Annotated in this window: 10 protein-coding genes; all 10 read left to right on the forward strand. The window is 45.3% G+C overall.

Annotation, left to right across the window (positions count from 1 at the left end; all coding sequences use genetic code 11):
• The first annotated feature begins 43 nt into the window (after window positions 1-43).
• The 10 genes from X939_RS0115890 to X939_RS0115940 all read left to right on the forward strand — a co-directional run bounded on the left by X939_RS0115890 (window position 44) and on the right by X939_RS0115940 (window position 21,282).
• Window positions 44-5,395: a S8 family serine peptidase gene (locus X939_RS0115890; RefSeq protein ID WP_025764281.1), complete on the forward strand. Its 5,352-nt coding sequence runs from the start codon at window positions 44-46 to the stop codon at window positions 5,393-5,395.
• Between the two features lie 137 nt (window positions 5,396-5,532).
• Window positions 5,533-6,381, forward strand: coding sequence for a CHRD domain-containing protein (locus tag X939_RS0115895; protein ID WP_025764282.1), 849 nt, complete (start codon window positions 5,533-5,535; stop codon window positions 6,379-6,381).
• A gap of 204 nt (window positions 6,382-6,585) precedes the next feature.
• Window positions 6,586-7,131, forward strand: coding sequence for a sigma-70 family RNA polymerase sigma factor (locus X939_RS0115900; protein ID WP_025764283.1), 546 nt, complete (start codon window positions 6,586-6,588; stop codon window positions 7,129-7,131).
• A gap of 969 nt (window positions 7,132-8,100) precedes the next feature.
• The gene (locus tag X939_RS0115910; protein ID WP_025764284.1) at window positions 8,101-9,213 is read left to right on the forward strand and encodes a tail fiber domain-containing protein; all 1,113 of its coding nucleotides are present in this window, start codon (window positions 8,101-8,103) and stop codon (window positions 9,211-9,213) included.
• Between the two features lie 323 nt (window positions 9,214-9,536).
• A complete protein-coding gene (locus X939_RS0115915; RefSeq protein ID WP_025764285.1) occupies window positions 9,537-10,433 on the forward strand; it encodes a FecR family protein in 897 nt (298 codons plus the stop codon).
• 123 nt (window positions 10,434-10,556) lie between these two features.
• The gene (locus X939_RS0115920) at window positions 10,557-14,168 is read left to right on the forward strand and encodes a TonB-dependent receptor (protein ID WP_025764286.1); all 3,612 of its coding nucleotides are present in this window, start codon (window positions 10,557-10,559) and stop codon (window positions 14,166-14,168) included.
• Between the two features lie 21 nt (window positions 14,169-14,189).
• Window positions 14,190-15,884 carry a RagB/SusD family nutrient uptake outer membrane protein gene (locus X939_RS0115925; protein ID WP_025764287.1) on the forward strand — a complete coding sequence of 565 codons (1,695 nt, stop codon included), beginning with the start codon at window positions 14,190-14,192 and terminating at the stop codon, window positions 15,882-15,884.
• A 233-nt stretch (window positions 15,885-16,117) separates the two neighbouring features.
• Window positions 16,118-16,828 (forward strand): RNA polymerase sigma-70 factor, encoded by a 711-nt coding sequence (locus X939_RS0115930; protein ID WP_025764288.1) that lies wholly within the window; start codon window positions 16,118-16,120, stop codon window positions 16,826-16,828.
• Between the two features lie 4 nt (window positions 16,829-16,832).
• A complete protein-coding gene (locus X939_RS0115935) occupies window positions 16,833-17,846 on the forward strand; it encodes a FecR family protein (RefSeq protein ID WP_025764289.1) in 1,014 nt (337 codons plus the stop codon).
• Window positions 17,847-17,865: 19 nt separating this feature from the next.
• Window positions 17,866-21,282, forward strand: a complete 3,417-nt coding sequence (locus tag X939_RS0115940) for a SusC/RagA family TonB-linked outer membrane protein (protein WP_025764290.1) — start codon at window positions 17,866-17,868, stop codon at window positions 21,280-21,282.
• Window positions 21,283-21,284: the final 2 nt, after the last annotated feature.

Consider the following 21,284-nt stretch of genomic DNA (forward strand, 5'->3'; position numbering starts at 1 on the left):
ATTCCCTTCTGTTTTTTGGGCACATACACTATACAAAAACCTTATGAAAACAATTTACAGTATCCTCTTTTTTCTGATTGCCATAGGTGTGGTCCGGGCCCAGCAGGCTGAGGAATATAGCATACATTTTAAATCAGGCATAATAATACCATCGGCTAACGTTAGCGAGCAAGGCCTTAAGCGCATGCGGAATGGAATGACCTCGCCCTCATTGCCCGGACAGTTACTGGTTATTCAGTTCGAACAAATGCCCGACTCAGTGGTGCGAAATGCCATGCGAGCAGAAGGTGTGGAACTGCTGGATTATATTCCAAACCGAGCCTTTTCTGCCTACGTAAAAGGGGAATTATCGCTTTCCCTGTTGCAACGTCACAAGGTGCGGGCAGTTTTCCCCTTGGCAGCAGAGCAAAAGCTGGATCCAGACTTGCTTCTTAGCCTTACAGACCAGGATACAGCGATTGAGGTATGGGTAAGTCCGGTATCGGTCTTGTCCTTGGAAGAGTTTCGTGCCTCGCTGAAGAAGGAAGGCTTTTCCTTGTTGCCCGATCCAGTAGATCATGCTGCCATAGTATCCGTACGTCTGGTCCCTGATGAAATATTACGGTTGGCTGCCCTACCTCTGGTTCAGTTCATTCAGGCAGCACCCGGTCCCGACGAAGCCATTAACGATAAAAGTATTGCCAATAGCAGGGCGAACGTATTGCGTTCTGTCACTACCGGTGGTCGCAATCTTACAGGTGCTGGGGTAGTAGTAGGGGTAGGGGATGACTCCAATCCCTTCCAGCATGTCGACTTTACGGGTCGTATTATCAACCATGCCGGCGTGTCTGCCGGAAGGCATGGCGTCCATGTGATGGGGACGCTGGCAGGAGCTGGTTTGCAAAATGAACGCTATACCGGCTATGCCCCTAAAGCGACAATGGTAGTACAATATTTTGGTAAGATATTTTCTTATGCCCCCAGTTATGTAGCGGATTATGGGATGGTGCTCACCAATAACAGCTATGGAGCCGATGTGAATAATTGCGAGACCTTCGGTAAATATGATTTGTACTCTCAAATCCTGGATCAGCAGGCTTTCGACATGCCCCATTTACAGCATGTATTTGCTGCAGGCAATAGTGGGTCGATTACTTGCGCCCAGTATCCTTCTGGTTTTGGCAATGTGTTAGGGGGATATCAGGCCTCCAAAAATGTGTTAACCGTAGGGAATAGCACGAGTGCGGGAGTGGTAAACGGCATGTCTAGTCGCGGGCCAGTGCGGGACGGGCGTCTAAAACCGGAAATTATGGCCCAAGGAACGCTTGTAAGCTCCTCGGTTCCCACAGATACTTATGTCAGTTCGACCGGGACCAGCATGGCGTCTCCGGCTGTCTCGGGAGGGCTCACTTTGTTATATCAGCGATACAGGCAGTTGAATGGAGGTCAAAATCCAAAAAACGGTTTGATGAAAGCTCTGATCTGTAATGGAGCCACTGACCTGGGCAATGCCGGGCCCGATTATAAATATGGATTTGGCTGGATGAACCTGGTGCGTTCATTACAGATTTTAGAGTCGGCACAATTTAGAAATGACTCGGTATCGCATGGTCAGCAAAAATCTGTTTCCGTGAGTATACCAGCTAATACCGCTCAATTAAAGGTAATGTTATACTGGAACGACCCGGCAGCTTCCACGCTGTCGGCTCAGGCCTTAGTTAATAACCTGGATCTGACCGTGACTACTCCAGCGGGAGAAATTAAAAGACCTTTGGTATTGTCTTCAAATCCGGGGAACGTCAATGATCTGGCGACAGAAGGAGTCGACAATCTAAATAATATAGAACAGGTTGTCCTGAATCAACCCGCTCCCGGTAATTATACATTTACAATATCCGGAACGAGTATCGCACAAAATCCGAGGCAAGCCTACTTCTTGGTTTATGATGCCGTTCCCGTTTCTACCGTATTAACTTTTCCGATAGGCAAGGAAAAATTAGTGGGGAATGAGCCTGTTCAGATTGCCTGGGATGCTTTTGGAGATGCAGTGAGTACTTATCAGGTCCAGTATTCCACCAACCTTGGCACTTCCTGGACCACCATCGGAAGTGCTAACTTACCTGCTTCTACCCGCCAGTTAGAATGGACAGTTCCGAATATTGTTTCGGATCAGGTACAAGTCAGGGTAATTCAAAACGGCTCTGGTGTCAGCTCTACCAGCGAAACGTTTACTATTTTAGGGCAGCCCGTGATAAGCCTGGCGGCTGCGCAGTCGGAGGGATATATGGGCATTGAATGGACCAGCGTTACAGGCGCAACGGATTACGAAGTCATGTTGCTGGAAGGGGACGAGATGGTGTCGAAGGGGATTGTTTCAGGTAATAGTTATGTGTTTTCGGGATTGGCTTCCGATCGGACTTATTATGCGACCGTTCGGGCCCGACTGAATACTAATCCGGGACGACGTGGGCTTGCGGTACGTTATCAACCTGCCAGTGGTTCTGGGGTGGGGGCCGCTTCCGACCACGACCTGATGGTGGAACAGATCCTTCTGCCCAATGCTTCGGGGCGGAAGCTTACCTCGACGGCCCTCAGCGCAAACCAGCAGGTAATGGTTCGCATCAAAAATCTGGATGATGACCCCTCCAATCCTGTCTTCGTCATCAATTTCTCAGTCAATGATAATGTCATTTATTCTCAGAACGTAAATGCTTCTATTGCTGCAGGAGGGTTCTATGATCATACTTTTCCTGTAACCTTCGATTTTTCGGCTGTTGGGTCTTATAAAGTTTCCGTCATTATTAACCATAGCGGCGATCCGGTCACTAGCAATAATACCCTAACTGTTACCTATAAACAACTGGCCAACCCAGCCGTGACTTTACCCTATCAGGATACTTTTGAGTCCCTAAGTTCTCAAACTGCCACGGGTAATCAGATAGGTTTGGCGGGGGGCGATCGCTACGATTTAATGAGTACCCGGCCCGAAGGAAGAGTGCGTACCTATATGGGTCCGGGTATTGCTGCATCTGGTAGCCGGGCCATGACTTTAGATGCCGGAAAATATACGGCAGAAGGGGTTAGCAGCTTTTTAATAGGAACATATAACATGGCGGCGTATGATCTGAATGCCATCGATCTTCGTTTCGATTTCAAATACAAAAATCATGGTCAATCGGCTCATGCCAATAACAAGGTGTGGATACGTGGCAATGACTCTGCCGGCTGGATAGAGGCTTTCGATCTTTTTGCCAATCAAAACGGGAAGGAAGAAGGGTACCGTTCTGTATCGGGAATTGAAGTAAGTCGACTTTTACTAGAAAACAATCAGTCCCTAACGAGTAGTTTTCAAATTCGCTGGGGACAGTGGGGTACCAATATTGCGGCCGACTGGAACAGTGCCAATGGCTATACCATCGATGATCTGTTATTGTATACGGCAACTGACGACCTTCAGCTCTCCACCTTGAGTATGCCAGCCAAAGAATTGTGTAGCTATGGCGCATCCGAGCCAGTAAGGGTGCAGATACGCAACAGTGCATCTAGGTCACTAACGAATATACCCGTGACCTTTTGGGTGGACGGGGGCAGCCCCATTACCGAAAATATTCCAACAATTGCTGCCCGCAGCAATATGGATTATACCTTTGCCGCCACGGCAGATTTGTCCGTTCCCGGAGCGCATACGATTAAGGTGCGGGTCGATTATCCTACCGACAGTTATCCCTCCAATAACGAACAAATAATAACATACTTTCATGCACCTTTAATCAGTTCTTTCCCGTATTTACAGGACTTTGAGTCGAACGACGGTTATTTTTATTCGGAGGGACAACGAAGCTCCTGGGCCTATGGCAGCCCTTCTGCTAGTAAAATTAAGAATGCTGCCAGTGGCAGTAAGGCCTGGAAAACCAATCTGACGGGAGCGTATAATGATCATGAATACTCCTTTTTATACAGCCCCTGTTTTAGCATTGGAGGACTAACAGCCCCTACTTTAAGCTTTAGCATGGCGCTAGAGATGGAAGTCTGCGACCCGGAACCCTGCGATGTCGCCTACGTAGAATACTCGGGTGATGGAGGTGCCTGGACAAGGCTGGGAACCAATGGCCAAGGTACCAACTGGTACGATTTTGCCTTCGGTGGAAACCCTGCCTGGTCCGCAGACAGGGCTTATTGGCACGTGGCCACGCTCCCTTTGCCGACCGGATATTCTACGATTCGTCTGCGATTCGTAATACAGACCGATCCTTTCGTACAAAATGAGGGTGTCGCATTGGATGATATCCATGTTTATGATTTACAGGGGGGGATTTATGATGGTCCAAGCATGGCTGGGCCTGTCAGCCATACCCTGGCACCCTCGGGTGAATGGGTAGATTTTAAAGTAAATGGGAAAATGGTAGCCTCCATCAAATCGGGAAGCCAGCTCCTTGGGGCCACCCAGGTACAGGCTTATATTCATCCGGGAAGTGTTCGTCATGCCAATGATCAATATTATCTCAACCGTAATATTACTATTAAGCCTCAACTCAGCACACTGACGGATTCGGTAGAAATCCGATTGTACTTTCTAGAGTCGGAGGCGCAGCAATTGATACTGGCTACAGACTGCGCTTCATGTACCCCTGTACATTCGGCCTATGAGCTGGGGATATCTCAGTATTCGAGTTTAACTGGACTGATAGAAGACGGGGACCTAGGCAATAATGGCAGTGGAGGCTGGCAGTTTAAACGATCGGTGGCCAGGGTACCCTACGAAAAGGGATATTATACTCAGTTTAAGGTTCGGAATTTCTCTGAATTCTGGTTTAGTAAAGAAATTCTGGGGGACGAAAGTCCTTTACCTGTAAGGTTGGTGCAGTTTTTAGCAAAAAAGAATGAAGAGCAATCGGAGGTGCATCTCCTATGGACCACAGCGGAGGAAAGAGATTTTGATCATTTTGAAATTGAATTGGCCCATGGCGATGAAGAAATGGCAAGGAGCCATTTTGAAGTAGTAGGTCGTATAGAGGCTTCAGGAAGTCAGAGTGGGGGAAATTATACCTTCGATTATCCCGTATTCAGTCCAGCTCGCAATTTATACTTTCGCTTAAAAATGATAGATAAAGACGGGAGTTTCGCTTATTCCTCAATACGGATGGTGGCATTGACTTATGACCGTGAAGCAGTTGTTTTCCCAAATCCCGTTGCTGAACGGCTTACTTTTAAGTACCAGGCCGAGGCAGGTCAACAGCTAATGATCAGGCTCCTAGATCCCTCCGGTCGCGTTCTGGCTACCGAAGCGATTGCCTCTAAAGGTGGCAATCAGTATTGGCACTATAGCTTTCGCAAATCAGCATTTCAAGCGGGACTCTATTTGTTAGAGGTTTCTTATCAGGGTCACATGGAAGTTTATAAATTCATTAAAGATTAGCCATTGGAAAAAGGTGGCGTCCTAAGGGCGCTGAGGAGGGACTGACCATTCACTCATTACTCACCCTAAATAAAGCTTAGTATGCCTTTATATGATTAATTTTGAAGCAATTATCTCACTTTTAACTTGAAAAGATCATGAAAAGCAATATTACTAAATTCTGGACCCTTCTGGCATTGGTCGGGTTACTGGTAGGTTGTTCGCAGGACCATAATCCGCCAAAAGCATATGTGCAAATGGGACTGAAACTATCTGGCCATCAGGAGAACCCTGCGGTGGGCACTGCAGCCGTAGGAAGCGTGGATGTCTCCTATAACGAGATCACAAAAATACTTTCATATACCATTCGATGGGATGGGCTGACGGGAGCGCCTACCGGGGCCCATATCCATGGCCCAGCACTAAGAGGTAGTAATGCTTCGGTATTGCATAATTTTGGAGCCTCTTTGCCTGCCACTCCATCAGGAATCTATATGGGTCAAGTGACTATAGATGGGGCTACTCTCAAGGAAGATGATCTTTTGAATGGTCTGTATTACTTTAATATACATACGGCTACTCATCCAGGAGGAGAGATCCGGGGCCAAATTGAATTTTATGATCCGATGAAGCTGGTACAAAACAGAGACCTTCCTATTAGTCCTGCCCAAGAGGTGCCAGCTGTGAGTAGTTCCGCAGAGGGGATGATGGACGTAGTGTATAATAAAACGACCAAAAAGCTGAGCTTTACCCTCGCTTTTAGGGGGCTTTCGGGCAATCCAACGATGGCTCATATTCATGGACCAGCTGCAGCAGGCACCAATGGAGGAGTCAAAGTCGATCTCAGCTCCTTTCTTCCTAGTGCAGGTATGGGAGTCTTTTCTCATTCATTGGATGTAGATGGAACCACATTAAACGAAGCTGACTTGCTGGCTGGGAAGTACTATGTAAATATACATACAGCAGCCCATCCAAGTGGTGAGATTAGGGGTCAAATCGTTTTTTGAAAGGATATCCTGGCCACACTCGCCTTCCTATCCTTGTCTAATGACCATGCTTCGTCACGGGCCGATACCGGGTCGTGATGAAGCATGTGTTTCCTGATGTGTTAGAATATGTCGGGTAATTATTGTATGTTATTTTAGGTTTCTATAAGTTAGGGGATTATTCATTGGGTATTTTATCCATCGACCTCTTTTTCTCTCTGAAACTTGAAAGACCTATCAGACATAGCACTATTAAGCCTAGTGAAAGAGGACAATAACCAGTCCGCTTTCAACGAGCTGTATGGCCGTTACTGGAAGGTGATTTATCAGGTGGGGTTGAAGAACCTGGAAGATGAAGACCTAGCGGAAGATCTGGTCCACGATATATTTGTGGATCTATGGATTAGACGAGCTGATTTAGAGATTCATACCACTTTTGCGGGCTATATACATACCTGTCTGAAAAATCGCCTGGTCGACGAGTACCGGAAAGACAGCTACCGTCGTAAAGTACATGCTGAAATTCGCAGAAATTCATCTGATGGGAGTGATCAACTCTTCGAGGATTTTGCCTGCGCCGATCTCGAACAGAGATTAATGCTCGAGGTTGATCGTTTTCCTTCGGGCATGAGACAGATTTTTTTGCTTAGCCGCCAGGAACAGCTCAGCCCCAGCGAAATTGCCGAGAAACTCTCCCTCTCCGTACAAACTGTTAAAAATCAGATCGGTGGAGCAGTGAAACGCCTTCGGATGAAGGGGCTTCATAGCTAACTTTTCGTGCCGAATTATCTCCTTTTCATTCTACTTCGCTACTTATTAGGGATTTCCCGACTTGGCGTAACATAAATGCTGGGCATTTCAGTCGGGATGGTCGGGCTACATTAACTTCGCGTATGGCGCGCTGCCCCGTTCTATGGATTTTTAGATTCAAGGTCAAAAGTGATCCTCTGTATATAGAAATCAATCTAGTCCTGGGATTGGTCTCTGACTCTTCATTAGGAAATGTCTCGATTTTGAAACGGAATATTTTATACAAAAGGGTTAGGTGTGCTGTAGAAACATTTCTGTATTACTAAATTTAGAATTTAGCAATACTTCCTGATTTATCTAGATTAACTAACAGGATTTCTATATTTCACTTCAACGTATAGCCCAATTCCAATGTGGGCCTAGCATCAGGATCAATGACTCTCCGGCGCTAAGAGGCCAGCGGCAGAGTGTTAAGTGGCTTGCGAACTCCTCTACCTATTTTTGTCCTAAACTACTGAGTAATAGATGTCAATATTGTTCAGCATGCCGGTATGAGTCGTTGGCCAGGGGACTTTTTGCCAACCCTCTAGCCTTCGGGAATGCCAAGGCGCCCCTGAGGCTGCATCTGCCAGATCCGGCATATAGTCAGGATTGTCTAGAATTCCAAATTAGGTATTACATGACTTCTACGAGAAAGTATTTACTAGCATATAAGTAAATATTTTTTAGAATTTGCTATCCTAAATTCATTTAATTTGATCTAAGATTCCATTGATTTATGTTGCCTTTTTGTCTATTTATTTGTCAGATCTGATAGTATATATTTTTACATCTTTAAATAGATTTCATTACTCAGATGGATGTCAGTCTAATAAAAATTTTTCTCGCAAAAAAGGAAGTCGTAATGGAAAGAGACAGCGGGGCAGACCTTAAAAAATTGGTAGAATCTTTCTGAAGACAATATTGTAGGAAACACTTAAACGAACATCTATGAAAGCTAATTTATTTGCTAGAAGGTTTTTGATCACTGCCACATTTGTAGGCGCAACTTTTGTATCATTTGCACAGGTAAAAATCGGGTCGAACCCAACCGTTATTGGAACCAATACGAATCTAGAGGTTGAAGCCACCAATAGTAGTCCCTTTGTTGTTAAAAAGAGCAACGGCTACGTAGGGGTGAATACGATGACTCCCGCCAATTTGGTGCATGTTTCTGGTTTGGAAAATCAGGGGCTATTAATAGATGTGGCAGACGCTTCCTCCTCGATTTATGCTAGTGCCAATGGCGGCATCACCGTAAAGCGGGTAGGTGCTTCCAAGACCATAGCTCCGCATGTGGGTGGTTATTTGGATTTGATAGGGCTGGCAGAGAGTAATGGATGGCGCTTGAGTCAATATGGAAACTTTTTTGGCCTTTGCCCTCAAGGAAGTTCCGATATCAATGCCTTTCCATTTTATGTACATAACGGAGGGCGCATTAGCATGGGAACTGCGGGGCAGCTCGGGGTTGCTAAGCTGAGTGTTTACGGACAAATCGCTGGTTATGGTTACAGTACTCGTAATGGAACAAATGGTGCCAGTCAGAACAATTCCTTCAATGTTTCTTGGGATGGCTCCAATGCTCGCTTATGGATTGATGCCGTCAATCTAGGCGTACTCGAAACTACCAGTGACTATCGTTTGAAAAAAAATGTAGCAAACATGAGCAATTCAGCTACCACACGAGTGAACCAGCTAAGACCCGTATCTTTTGAGTACAAGGATGTAGAGGGTGATATTTTCAAGTCGGATCATAATGTTCATGAAGGTTTTATTGCCCACGAACTACAGGCAATTGTGCCCAGCGCCGTAAGTGGAGAAAAGGATGCATTGACAGCCGAAGGGAAAATTCAACCACAAACCCTTAAGGCGTTTCCAATAATCTCCTTATTAACCAAGGCAGTTCAGGAGCAGGATGATCGTATTGAAGCTTTGGAAGCCGAAAATGCATCATTAAAATCCCAATTGTCTAAAATGGAGGCCATTACTGCTCGTCTTACTGAGATAGAAGCAAAGTTGGCAGTTAGTGAAAATTCCGGTTCCATGCTAACAGCACAGAAGTAATAGGCGTGTAAATCACCGCATAAGATTGAAGTAAATGGTGGTAAGCCCTCCATAAATGAATCATGGCGGGCCTTTATATAAAAAATTAAGAGGACGGAATGGGTCCCTGCTATCTCGGCTTTTCGAAGATAGTAGGGGCCCATTTTTATTTTATTATTATCGTAATAACTACTTGTAAATCTGTTCGTTAATATTGTTTTTCTTGAAATTATAAATTTTTTATGCCCGACCTGTAGTACGACGGCTTGTCTCATCCGTCATGGAAATAAAGCCGGTTTTCTATAGTCATCTTGATCTACGGCAATTTATCTAGTCAGTAATTTATGAATATCGACGATCTATATAACAGTTTTGGGCTGGACCCATCGTCAGAAGATGGGGAGACAGAGAATTCTTTGTCACAAAAGAAGACAAAAATTAAAAATAGAGTAGACAGAACCCTGGGGTGGAGCGTCGAAAGTAAGGCAAGACCTCTTCGAAGGTACCTATTTACTGCTGCGGCTTCTATAGCGTTATTCAGTATTCTGGGTTTATATTGGTTCCTGAAAGGCCCGGTCGCTCATCATACCATGCTCACGGTGGTGGTGCCGCCAGGTACAACCCGTCAGGTGGAACTTCCAGACGGGTCTAGGGTATGGCTTAATGCTGCCAGTGTGTTAAAATATCCGGCTGAATTTGGAGAAAACCGGGAGGTGTACCTGGAAGAAGGTGAGGGATTTTTTCAGGTAAAACGTGATACAACATCCCCATTTACCGTGCGTAGCCAACATTTAAACACCAGAGTGCTGGGGACCTCCTTCCGGGTAAAGGCCTATCAAAAACTCTCACATGAAGTGGTGACGGTGGTCAGTGGGAAAGTCTCTGTGTCGGAGGGTAACAAACCCCTTGGCATTCTAGAAAAAGATCAGGAAATATCATTCTCTAAACACACACTTAAGGCATTGGAATCCAGGGTAAAAGCCGATGATATGGTGGAATGGACCTCAGGTCAGGTGACACTGAAATCGGTTCGGTTTGAGGATATCATTTTAGCTATTGAGAATGTCTATCAGGTAAATATCCATTTCGAACATCAAAAATTTGAGGGCTGTGAAAGCAGTATTCGTTTCGGTACCGACCAGCGCCTGGAAGACGTGCTCGACTTGGTTCGGGACATCCAGGGAATTACCTATAGTATATCCGGAAAGGAGGTGATAATATCCGGTAAAGGCTGTTTGTAAGTAAAAAGCCGGACCTGCGCCAACAGGTCCGACTCCAAGTTGAAGCAATATGGGGGACAAATTTTGACGGATAAGTACCCCTGTATTGCCCTGTTTAATTATGATTAATAAACGTACTAATGTATGAAAAGAAGAACTACTAAACTAATCAGAGTCATGAGGACCGGATTGATCGCGTTTGGGGTGTTATTGGCCACGGCAGGGATTCTGCTCGCCGAGCACGGTTATGGACAGCGGTTTACCCAGAAGAAAATGTCAGTACATCTGGGAGAGACCACCTTAGAGAAGGCTATTGAGAAAATCAGTAAGCTCAGTCAGGTAGATTTTACCTTTAATAATAAGGAACTGCGAAAGGTTAAGATTCAAGCAGGGAGTTTTAAGGAGGCTAGCCTAGGGCAGATTCTGGACCAAGTCCTGAATCAAACCGACTATACCTATAGGGAAGCAGACCAGAGTATTGTGGTATTTCAAAAAAAGGATAAGCCTCAAGCCATGCTTCCCATGGCCTTTAGAGAGCTGGCTACCGCCTCTACCGGAAATTTGCCAGGTATTCATATGGCTCAGAATATTCGAGGTAAAGTAACCGATAAAGATCAAAATCCATTGCCAGGGGTTAGCGTATTGCTAAAAGGTACTTCTTTGGGAACCTTGACAGATGCCCAGGGACAGTTTCAGTTATCCGTGGACGATGCTAATGGGATTTTAGTGTTTTCTTTTATCGGCTTTGTGACCCAGGAAATGCCGATTGGAAATCAAACCAATTTATCTATTTCGCTTAAAGAGGATACTAAAAGCCTAAATGAGGTAGTGGTGGTAGGATATGGTACGCAAAAGAAGGCCAATCTTACCGGTGCGGTCAGCACCGTAGACGTTGACAAGACCATGCAGTCGCGCCCGGTAACGGATGTAGGACGAGCATTGCAGGGAGCTGTCCCTGGGCTTACCATCACCACAACTACCGGAGATTTGGGGACTAGCCCCAAAATCAGGCTTCGTGGACTTGTAGGCTCGCTCAATGCAGGAAACGGGGCTCAACCCCTTATTTTGCTAGACAATGTTGAAATCCAAAGTTTGCTACTCGTAAACCCCGACGATATTGAGTCCATTTCTGTACTCAAAGATGCGGCTTCTACCTCTATTTATGGTAGTCGTGCAGCTTGGGGAGTCATCTTGATTACTTCTAAATCGGGAAAGAAAAATACCCCGAACCGGATAACCTATTCAGCTAATTTTTCTCAAAGTACCCCTACCAATATGCCTAAGCTAGCCCCTGCTGCAGAAGGTGCGGAATATGCCCTATCTGCTGCTAGGCGTATCAACCCTGCCTTGACCACTTTCGGGACGGTGGGAATGTATTTTACAGATGAAAGTATCCAGAAAATACGGGATTGGAACACTCAATACGGAGGTCAGGACCTAGGAAATGAAATGGTCTTGGGGAGAGACTTTGAAATTAAAGATGGTCGCCTTTACTTCTACCGTACCTGGGACGCTGGTAAAATGTATATGCGTAATTGGGCACCTCAGAATAACCATAACCTGGGTTTTAGTGGAGGAAATGACAAAACAAGCTATAACGTTAGTTTGGGCTATATGGGTCAGGAAGGGGTATTGAAAATGAAAACCGATGTCTTCAAAAGATACAGTGGTACCTTTACCATTAATTCTGACTTAAACAATTGGTTTACCCTTAACGCCAAGCTTTTACTTTCCAAAAATGTGGTGGAAGCTCCTTTCTCCTTTGGAGGAACTACCTACGATCCACTCTATTACCTTTACCGTTGGCATGCTGTATACCCCTATGGAACCTACGAAGGAAAGCCCTTTAGAAATGCGGTAACTGAAGTAGAGCAGGCCAATATGAATAATAATACCTCCAATTTTGTAAGGGCTACATTGGGTGGAACATTCAAACTAGGCAAAGACCTTACAATTAATACCAATTATACTTATTCCAATACCAACGACCACTTTCGGGAGGTTGGTGGAAGTGTAACGGCTTGGAATCAATGGAATGGGGTACCCCTGAAATACGAATCCTATACCAGTGCGACCTATGATCGGGTACGCTACAATTCGAGCTGGGACGAAATGCACACTTTCAAAGCGTTTGCTACTTATTATAAGGATATAAATAGACATTCGTTTAAAATTCTGGGCGGGATGGATGTTGACTTGTTTAAAAGCTGGAGTCAGTCATCGGAGCGCAGAGATCTGCTAGACATGAATCTGGGTGAGCTCTCCCTGGCCACTGGTGACCAGTATGCCGGCGGTAGCCGAGGCCATTGGGCTACTCAGGGATATTTCGCCAGGATTAATTACACCTTCGCTGATAAGCTTCTTCTGGAAGCAAACGGTCGGTATGACGGCTCATCCTTCTTCCCTTCAGGCAGTCAATGGGCTTTCTTCCCCTCGGTCTCGGCGGGATATATTCTGACAAAAGAATCGTTTATGGATTTCACCAAGCCAGTATTGGACAACCTGAAGATCCGTGCTTCGTGGGGGTCTTTAGGAAACACAGATGTGGGAAGCACCACTTTCAGGCCTACTATGGGGTCTTCTGGTTCCAATTGGTGGATAGGTTCAAGCAATATGTTGACGGTATCCACCCCGTCACTCGTGCCTCCTTCACTAACCTGGGAAAAAATAAGCACCCTGGACTTGGGTGTGGATGCTAGTTTTTTCAAAAATAGACTGAATGTAACCTACGACTGGTATCAACGGACCACAAGTAATATGATTACTGGTGGGATTGTTCTGCCTAGCAGTTTCGGTGCCAGTGCTCCCCGACGCAATTATGGTGAAATGCAAACGACAGGCTGGGAAGTGGCGGTAGATTATAAACACAGCCTGTCCAATGGTTTGAACTTTAGCCTGGGTCTATCTTTCTCGGACTTCCAGGAGAAAATTACAAAATTCGACGGCAACCTAGTGAATGGAAATTACAAGGGTAAGACCCTTGGCGAAATTTGGGGCTACCGAACAGACCGCTTTTTTACCAATGATGACTTTCAGCAAAATTCTGATGGGACATTGGTCAAAGATGCATCGGGACGTTATATCATGAAAGATGGCATTCCGACACAGACTAAGCATGAGTCAGGCACCTTCTTTTATGGCCCTGGAGATGTGAAATACAAGGATCTCAATGGAGATGGCACCATATTTACAGGTAGCAGTAGTTTGGACGACCATGGCGACCTAACGGTCATAGGTAATAGTACACCCCGTTACCAATATGGAATACGACTAGGTGCCGACTGGAAAGGGTTCGACCTTAACGCCTTTATTCAGGGAGTAGGGAAGCGGGACCTATGGGCAGCAGGCTCTATCTTTATTCCTGGGAATAATCCCAGCGATGCCATGTATGCCCACCAGATGGACTATTGGACGGAGGACAACCCCAACGCTTATTACCCAAGACCTACCAACACTGGACAATCCAATAATACCCAGAATTTCCGAATCCAAGACCGGTATATGCTCAATATGGCTTATATGAGAATGAAGAGCGTAAATTTTGGTTATCGACTACCTTCCCGTCTCCTGGAAAAAATTCGGGTGCAGAACTTAAGGGTTTATGTTAACGGAGAAAACCTTTTCGAATTTGATAAGGTAGGCATTCCTATCGATCCAGAAGTGGACTATCGTACCCCTTCCATCGCTTCGGCAACATTTGGACGGGTATATCCCTACCGTCGTACGGTCTCCCTAGGACTTCAGTTAACGCTCTAAAACAAGAAATATATAGAACTTATGAAAAAGTTATTTTTTATACTTTGCTTGTCGGTGCTCGCTACCACCGGTTGTAAAGAGGATTTTCTTACCCGTGATCCTCTGGATGCGCTAACCGACGATACGTATTGGACCAATGAAAAAAACGTTCGGACCTTTGCCTGGGCCTTTTATCCCGCCTATTTTTCTGGCTATGGATCGGGTTTCACCTGGGGGAAATATTTTTCCGGGCAGAACCTCAATGATGATTTTGCTCCATATAGTCCTGCTCAATTTACCAGAAATGTGCCTGCCAGTGCATCGGGAACTTCCTGGACTTTTGCATGGGTACGGAAAGCTAATCTCTTTTTAAATAGAATTCAGACCGTTCCTATGGATGATGCCGCCAAGGCGCATTGGAGTGGTGTGGCCAGGTTCTTCCGAGCCTTGGAATATCACGACCTGGTGAAGGACTTTGGCGATGTTCCCTGGTACGATCAGGTGCTGGAGGAAAGCGATCAGGCTAACCTATACAAGCCTCGCGACCCTCGAGGATTTGTAATGGATCAGGTGTTGGCCGATCTGAAATATGCCGCTGAAAATGTGCGGGTAGACGATGGAGAGAAAGGTCTTGTGGTAAACCGCTCCGTAGTTCAAGCCTTTATGTCGCGTATCATGCTTTATGAGGGAACCTATCAGAAGTATCATGGCCTGGATCAGGCAAGGTCTAAGACCTACCTTGAAGCCGCTCGCTGGGCAGCAGACCAGGTGATAGCCTCCGGGAGGTATAGCATTATGGATCCATACCGCTCTTTGTTCAATTCATTAAGCTTGGCAGGAGCGAAGGGAATAATCATGTATCGTAAATATGAAACGGGTCAGCTTACTCATAGTTTAAACAGCTATAATAACAAGGAGCCCCAGTCGGGTCCGTCCAAGGATGCTATAGAAAGCTATTTGTCTAAAGATGGCCGTCCCATTTCCGTTTCTCCGCTCTATGTCGGAGACAAGACTATCGCGCAGGTTATGACCGATCGGGACCCCCGATTGAAGTCTACATTCGTGGATGCACTGCGCATAAGTAAATATGCGCCTAATGCCTCCTCTAGCGGGTATGCTACCCATAAATTTTTGAACGAAGAGACTAAAGAATTACCCGAAGGCAGTGGGTCTTTGAACCAGACCGACGGGCCGGTAATACGCTATGGAGAAGTGTTATTGAATTATGCCGAAGCGGTAGCAGAACTGGGGCAAATCTCCCAAGCCGACCTGGATAAATCTATCAATAAACTTCGTTCGAGACCCGGGGTAGGTATGCCAGCATTAGAAATCCTGGGCGGTTCTCCCGCAGTAAATGGTGTCGCCTACGACGACCCGAACCGGGACCAGTCTGTTCCTCCCATGATTTGGGAAATACGCAGAGAAAGGCGGGTAGAGCTGATGATGGAAGGGTTCCGATTAAATGATTTGATTCGTTGGAAAAAGCTTGAATATTCGGATACCAAGGCTAATGCCGACATTAACCGGGGTGCCTGGATAAAAAAGGCTGACTATCCCAATACGGACGCTATTATTGAAGGTGGGGCAACGGAAGGATATATCATTCCGGCCTCTAAGCCTGAGTCTCAGCGACTGTTTACAGATCCGAAGGTATATCTTTCACCTTTGCCGCTAGATCAAATAAAGCTTTACCAGGAAGCAGGCGTTGAACTTAAACAGAATCCTGGTTGGGAATAGCCAAAATTCTATAGATATTCTTCCTGAGTTTACCTTAACCCCCGACTCCGTGCCTCTGGCGCCGGAGCCGGGGGTTATTTTGTAGGTGAGTAGGGGAAATTATTCTATTGGCTTTTTTTATATTTTTTTAAAATAAAATGCAATTGCTGTAAGTGATAAAAGTTGATTTAATGTCTTGTAGGTACATGCCAGATTGTACAGCATAAAACAGATGCCTAATATCACTCACAAGAATGAGCCAGACTCCAGAATTAAATCATGGCGATAGGTTAGCAGCGACGGGGACGCAGGTTATTAATTCCGAACCCTTCTGTTCTGCTTTCCCTCAAAACGATGAACTTTTTATACATCATGTTTTCGGTACTGATGCTCACAAAGGCGTGGAGCTGCTTTATAGAAGGTATTTTCAACCGTTATGCAGTCATGCTGTAAAATATGTGGGCTCAAAAGCTTTGGCCGAAGACCTCGTATCAGAAATATTTCTAGAGTTTTATAATGCTAAGATATTCCTCAAAATCAATAGTTCCTACCGCTTTTATCTATATCGTTCCGTAAGGAATAGATGCTATAATTATTTGAAATCAGATTTGAGAAGGACGGAATATCTGGAGGTCCAGGATGAGTGGGAAGGGCTGAATTCTGAAACTCCGGAAAGCATTAGTCAGTTTGAGGAGCTTTATCAGGACGTGCAGAATGCGGTGGGGGCCTTGCCCTTAGACCGTCGCCGTATCTACCTGATGAACCGCTTTGAAGGAAAACGCTATCAGGAAATAGCCAGCGAGTTGAATTTATCGGTCAAAACCGTAGAGGTTCAACTCTACAGAGCTAATAAATTTATTCGAACTCTTTTAAAGCAAAAATGGCTTCTGGTCGTCTATGGGACTTTAGTTAAGACCATTGAGTCTAGCCTGGTACTGACCTCCTTCACCATTTTTTACGCATAATAATATGAGATCCCATATCACTAAGGAGCTGCTTTTTAGTCATTTCTCTGGGAGGACTTCTCCTATTCAAAAAAAGATGATAGACGAGTGGGCCAGGGAAATTGCCAACGAAGAAACCTACTATCGGTGGCTAGATGAGTACGAGCAGTTGTACCCTGAATATCAGGTCAACCTGGATGGCGCCATCGACCGTTACCATCAGCATGCACGCCATCAGTTAGGTACCATGAATGAGGATAGTCCGACAGAAGGGCCTGGTAAAACTAAAGGAGTAAAAGGGCTATCTATCCACTGGGCCGTTGCTTCATCCGTTCTTTTGTTGGTAATGATGGGGAGTTACCTATTTCGCGATCGGCTTTTATACCAAGCTTATAGCACCCAAAATGGAGAAATCAAATCATTGATATTGAGCGATGGGAGTTCGGTAGTGTTAAATGCCAATTCGACACTAAAGGTGCCACGCTACTTCTTTGGTTCCGGAACCAGACATGTGGTTTTAATTGGTGAAGCCAATTTTAACGTGGTTCATACCTCTTCCCATCAAAGGTTCGTCGTGGAGACACCCAATAGATTGGATATTGAAGTACTCGGAACCGAGTTTACAGTTTATGCCAGGTCTAGAGGGTCGAAAGTAATGCTCAGGAGGGGCAAGGTTCGGCTCAATCTAGAGTCTGAGGAGTTCGAAAAATCTGTTTCCATGAAACCGGGCGATTTAATCGTATTGGATAAGAAAAACAAGGGAAAGTTAAGCCATTCTGCTAACCCGGACATCCATACCTTATGGGCCGATCATCGTTTTGTGTTTGAGAGAACCACCCTTTTAGAGTTAAGCCAGATTCTGGAAGATAATTATAGTATTCATACCACTGTTAATGATAAGGCGCTATTAAATCTGACGCTCTCAGGCACTTTTACCGCAAAAAGTGAAAATGAAATGTTGGATTTGATAAGTCAAGTGCTCGACCTTCAGATCATTAGGAAAAAGGACCACATATTTATTTCTAAACAAACCCCTTAACAATTTAAACAGATTGGCAATGAAAAAACCACTTCCTCCAAGTTGGCCTGCGATAGCCTTGTCCATGCTATTAACTCTGGCAGTGCCTTTTGGATTCACTCAGAGTACGGTAAGCCTGACCCACTATGGACAAAATCAAAAAGCGAGTCAGAGTCTCATCAGTTTACAGGATGCTCTGTTACGGCTGGGCCAGTATTACAAGCAGGATCTGCTTTTCGGAGATAAAAACATAGAGGATCGTCAAACGAAGGTTTCCCTAATCGATTTTGACCGTAGCTTCGAAGAGAATCTGGATGCTGTGTTATCAGGGACCGAGCTGACCTATAAGCTGTTGAAAAAGGATACCTATGCTATTATTAAAAAAGAAAAATCCAGCAGGCTGGGCAAATCATCGGCAGGGGTTAGCCCTGAGGCTATCCAGAAGGGAGCCGACAATGCCATCAAGTCAAACAAGCCGCTCACGATAAGAGTATCTGGTAAAGTAATGGACGAGAGGGGAGAAGGACTTCCTGGAGTAAATATTTTGATCCGTGGTACGAGTACGGGGGTAATATCGCAGACTGACGGGCAGTTTAGCCTGGAGGTTCCCGACACGACAGCGGTTCTCAAATTCTCTTATGTAGGTTACGTTTCTCAGGAAATAACGATTGGAAATCAAACCCGGCTGAATATTACCTTACTGGAAGATAAGCAGGCGTTGGAGGAGATAGTGGTAGTAGGGTATGGAACGCAAAAAAAGAGTGATTTGACGGGGGCGGTCTCATCAGTTTCGGAAGAAAAAATTCAGAGCAGACCTGTGGCTGGCTTTAACGATGCCCTGCAAGGACGATCTGGAGGGGTACAGGTTAGGCAGTCAGGAGGAGATTTGAGTGGTAATTTCTCTATTTCCATTCGAGGTACCGGATCGGTGACCGGAAATAATGATCCGCTCATCGTGGTAGATGGAGTCCCGCTTTTCAGTACCAATTTCTCGACTATTAATCCTCAGGACATAGCAAGTATAGACATATTAAAGGATGCCTCCGCTACGGCTATATATGGGGCCAGAGCAGCCAACGGTGTCGTGATAGTGACTACCAAACAAGGGAAATCAGGGAAAGTGCGCTTCAATTTTAATACAGACCTGGGATTTGAGAAAATATCCAAAAGCTATGACGTGATGACTACCGAGGAGCAACGTCTCTTATTTGTTGAGGGATTTAAAAATGCCAACAGGGATATATCTGTTTATAATGATCCCGAAAATCCTGCCTGGCAGGTCGATACCGATTGGCAGAAACTGGGCACCCGGGTAGGTTTTAGACAAAATTATAACCTGGGTTTTAGCGGGGGGACTGAGAAAACTATCTATTCTGGATCCGTGTCATACCTTAACCGGCAAGGGATATTGGCCAAAACCGACCTGCAGACGTATAGTCTTCGCCTGAATTTGCAATCGAAAATAAATGATTGGATTAAGATTACATCCAACCTTTCCGGTAGTTTTCAGTCGCAAAACTTCCAAAATAATGATAGCTGGGGGGCTAGCGGATATCGGGGATTGGCCTACCAACATTCTTTTACCAAGCCCTATGATGAGCAGGGGAACTTGTCGGCGATTTCCACTACGGCGGCCCCATATTTCGGAGCTAATGACAATCCGCTCATCGATTTGTTGCTCCCCGACCGCATAAATAGGGTTTCCCGACTACTGGGTAATATAAAATTTGATTTCCAGCTGGCACCGAATCTCCAGTTAACGGCCAATGCAGGAGCAGACATATTGAATGGTGGTGATTATATCTATTTACCCGTTTATCAGATTGGTCTGTTTAACCGACCCGAAGGAATTGTCACGGAAAATGCCAGTAACCAATATAATTGGGTTTCAGATGTATTTTTAACCTACCAGAAAGAGGTGAAAAATCATGCATTCACCCTGTTAGGCGGATTTTCAATGCAGCAGTTTTTTAACAAAGAAAATAGTGTCACGGGGCGTGGTACCCTGGATAATGCCCTGAATCAGCTATCGAATCAGACCAGTTTTAATGCCTCAGGATCTACGGTGGTGCCCGGGTTGGCCTCTGGTTTTTTGAGGTTAAACTATGCCTATCAAGGTAAGTATTTGATGACGGCCACAGTGCGTAGGGATGGCTCATCCCGTTTCGGCCCCGAGAATCGCTTTGGAACTTTCCCTTCGGCGTCGGTGGCCTGGCGTATTTCCGATGAGGAATTCATGAAAGGTTCCCGGGTAATCAACGATTTGAAACTTAGAGTTAGTTACGGTTTAACAGGGAATCAGAATATTGGCAACTTTGCCTTCATCACCAGAGCCACAGCGGCCTCGTATGTATATGGCAACACCGTAAATGTGGGAAATGCCCCTCAGAATATTGGCAATCCTAATTTACAGTGGGAAACTTCGAAACAGTTTGACATAGGAGCGGATATGTCCCTATATGGTGGAAGAGTACATGCTACCATCGATTTTTATGACAAACGCTCTCAGGACCTGCTGGTATCTACTCCGATACCCCTTACGGCAGGAGTGAGCGTCGATCCTATATTAAACATTGGCTCCCTAAAAAACACAGGCATCGAATTCGGCATTACTAGTAGAAATATCCGAAAGAAGAATTTTTCATGGACTACAGACTTTAATATAACCCATAATACCAACAGGGTACTCGATATCGGTGCCAATTCTATAGGCAATCCACTCGAAATTCCTGGTGAACTGATTCCCTTGTCCAACCTGCCGGCCAATATGACCAGGGCCGGTTATCCCGTAGGATCTTTTTACATGTATCAGTTCGATGGCATTTGGCAGTTAGGCGAAGAAGAGCAGGCTAAAAAATGGTCGGGAGCCGTCCCGGGAGACCCTCGCTATGCCGATCTTAATGGAAATGGTGTACTCGACGAAGGAGATAAATCCTTTGTTGGTAACCCTCATCCTAAATTGTTCGGAGGTATAGATAACACCTTGACACTTGGTGATTTCTCTCTATCCTTATTTTTTAATTTTTCGGCTGGAAACAAATTGTACAATACGGCCCGGAACCTTTTTTCAAGGAGTGTGCCCTTCGTACAGAACTTTGCTGAGGTCAACGACTTTTGGACCCCAGAGAATCCGAGCAATAAGGTGCCTCGTCCTTCTCAGGGAGGAAATACGACTACCCTGGCAACTATGGTATCAACCCGGTTTCTGGAATCTGCCGACTTCGTGAGGCTCAAAAATATAAGTTTATCCTATAAACTCCCTGCCCGAATATTTTCTGGGAGTATCCTACAGGGCGGGCAGTTAACTGTGTCGGGCACCAATCTGCTCACCTTTACCCAATATACCGGCCTGGATCCGGAGGCATCTAGCAGAGCTAGCCTGTTATCCTCTGGAATAGATTATACTCCTTATCCTCTTACCAAACTGTTTTCACTAAGCATCAAAGCAGATTTTTAATC

The sequence above is a fragment of the Dyadobacter tibetensis Y620-1 genome, from assembly GCF_000566685.1.
In the GTDB taxonomy this organism is placed as follows: domain Bacteria; phylum Bacteroidota; class Bacteroidia; order Cytophagales; family Spirosomataceae; genus Dyadobacter; species Dyadobacter tibetensis.

Excerpts from the sequence above, each read along its gene's own strand:
- X939_RS0115895 (WP_025764282.1), top strand. The coding sequence starts at position 5,533 with ATGAAAAGCAATATTACTAAATTCTGGACCCTTCTGGCATTGGTCGGG.
- X939_RS0115890 (WP_025764281.1), top strand. The coding sequence starts at position 44 with ATGAAAACAATTTACAGTATCCTCTTTTTTCTGATTGCCATAGGTGTG.
- X939_RS0115920 (WP_025764286.1), top strand. The coding sequence starts at position 10,557 with ATGAAAAGAAGAACTACTAAACTAATCAGAGTCATGAGGACCGGATTG.
- X939_RS0115930 (WP_025764288.1), top strand. The coding sequence starts at position 16,118 with ATGAGCCAGACTCCAGAATTAAATCATGGCGATAGGTTAGCAGCGACG.
- X939_RS0115940 (WP_025764290.1), top strand. The coding sequence starts at position 17,866 with ATGAAAAAACCACTTCCTCCAAGTTGGCCTGCGATAGCCTTGTCCATG.
- X939_RS0115935 (WP_025764289.1), top strand. The coding sequence starts at position 16,833 with ATGAGATCCCATATCACTAAGGAGCTGCTTTTTAGTCATTTCTCTGGG.
- X939_RS0115910 (WP_025764284.1), top strand. The coding sequence starts at position 8,101 with ATGAAAGCTAATTTATTTGCTAGAAGGTTTTTGATCACTGCCACATTT.
- X939_RS0115915 (WP_025764285.1), top strand. The coding sequence starts at position 9,537 with ATGAATATCGACGATCTATATAACAGTTTTGGGCTGGACCCATCGTCA.
- X939_RS0115925 (WP_025764287.1), top strand. The coding sequence starts at position 14,190 with ATGAAAAAGTTATTTTTTATACTTTGCTTGTCGGTGCTCGCTACCACC.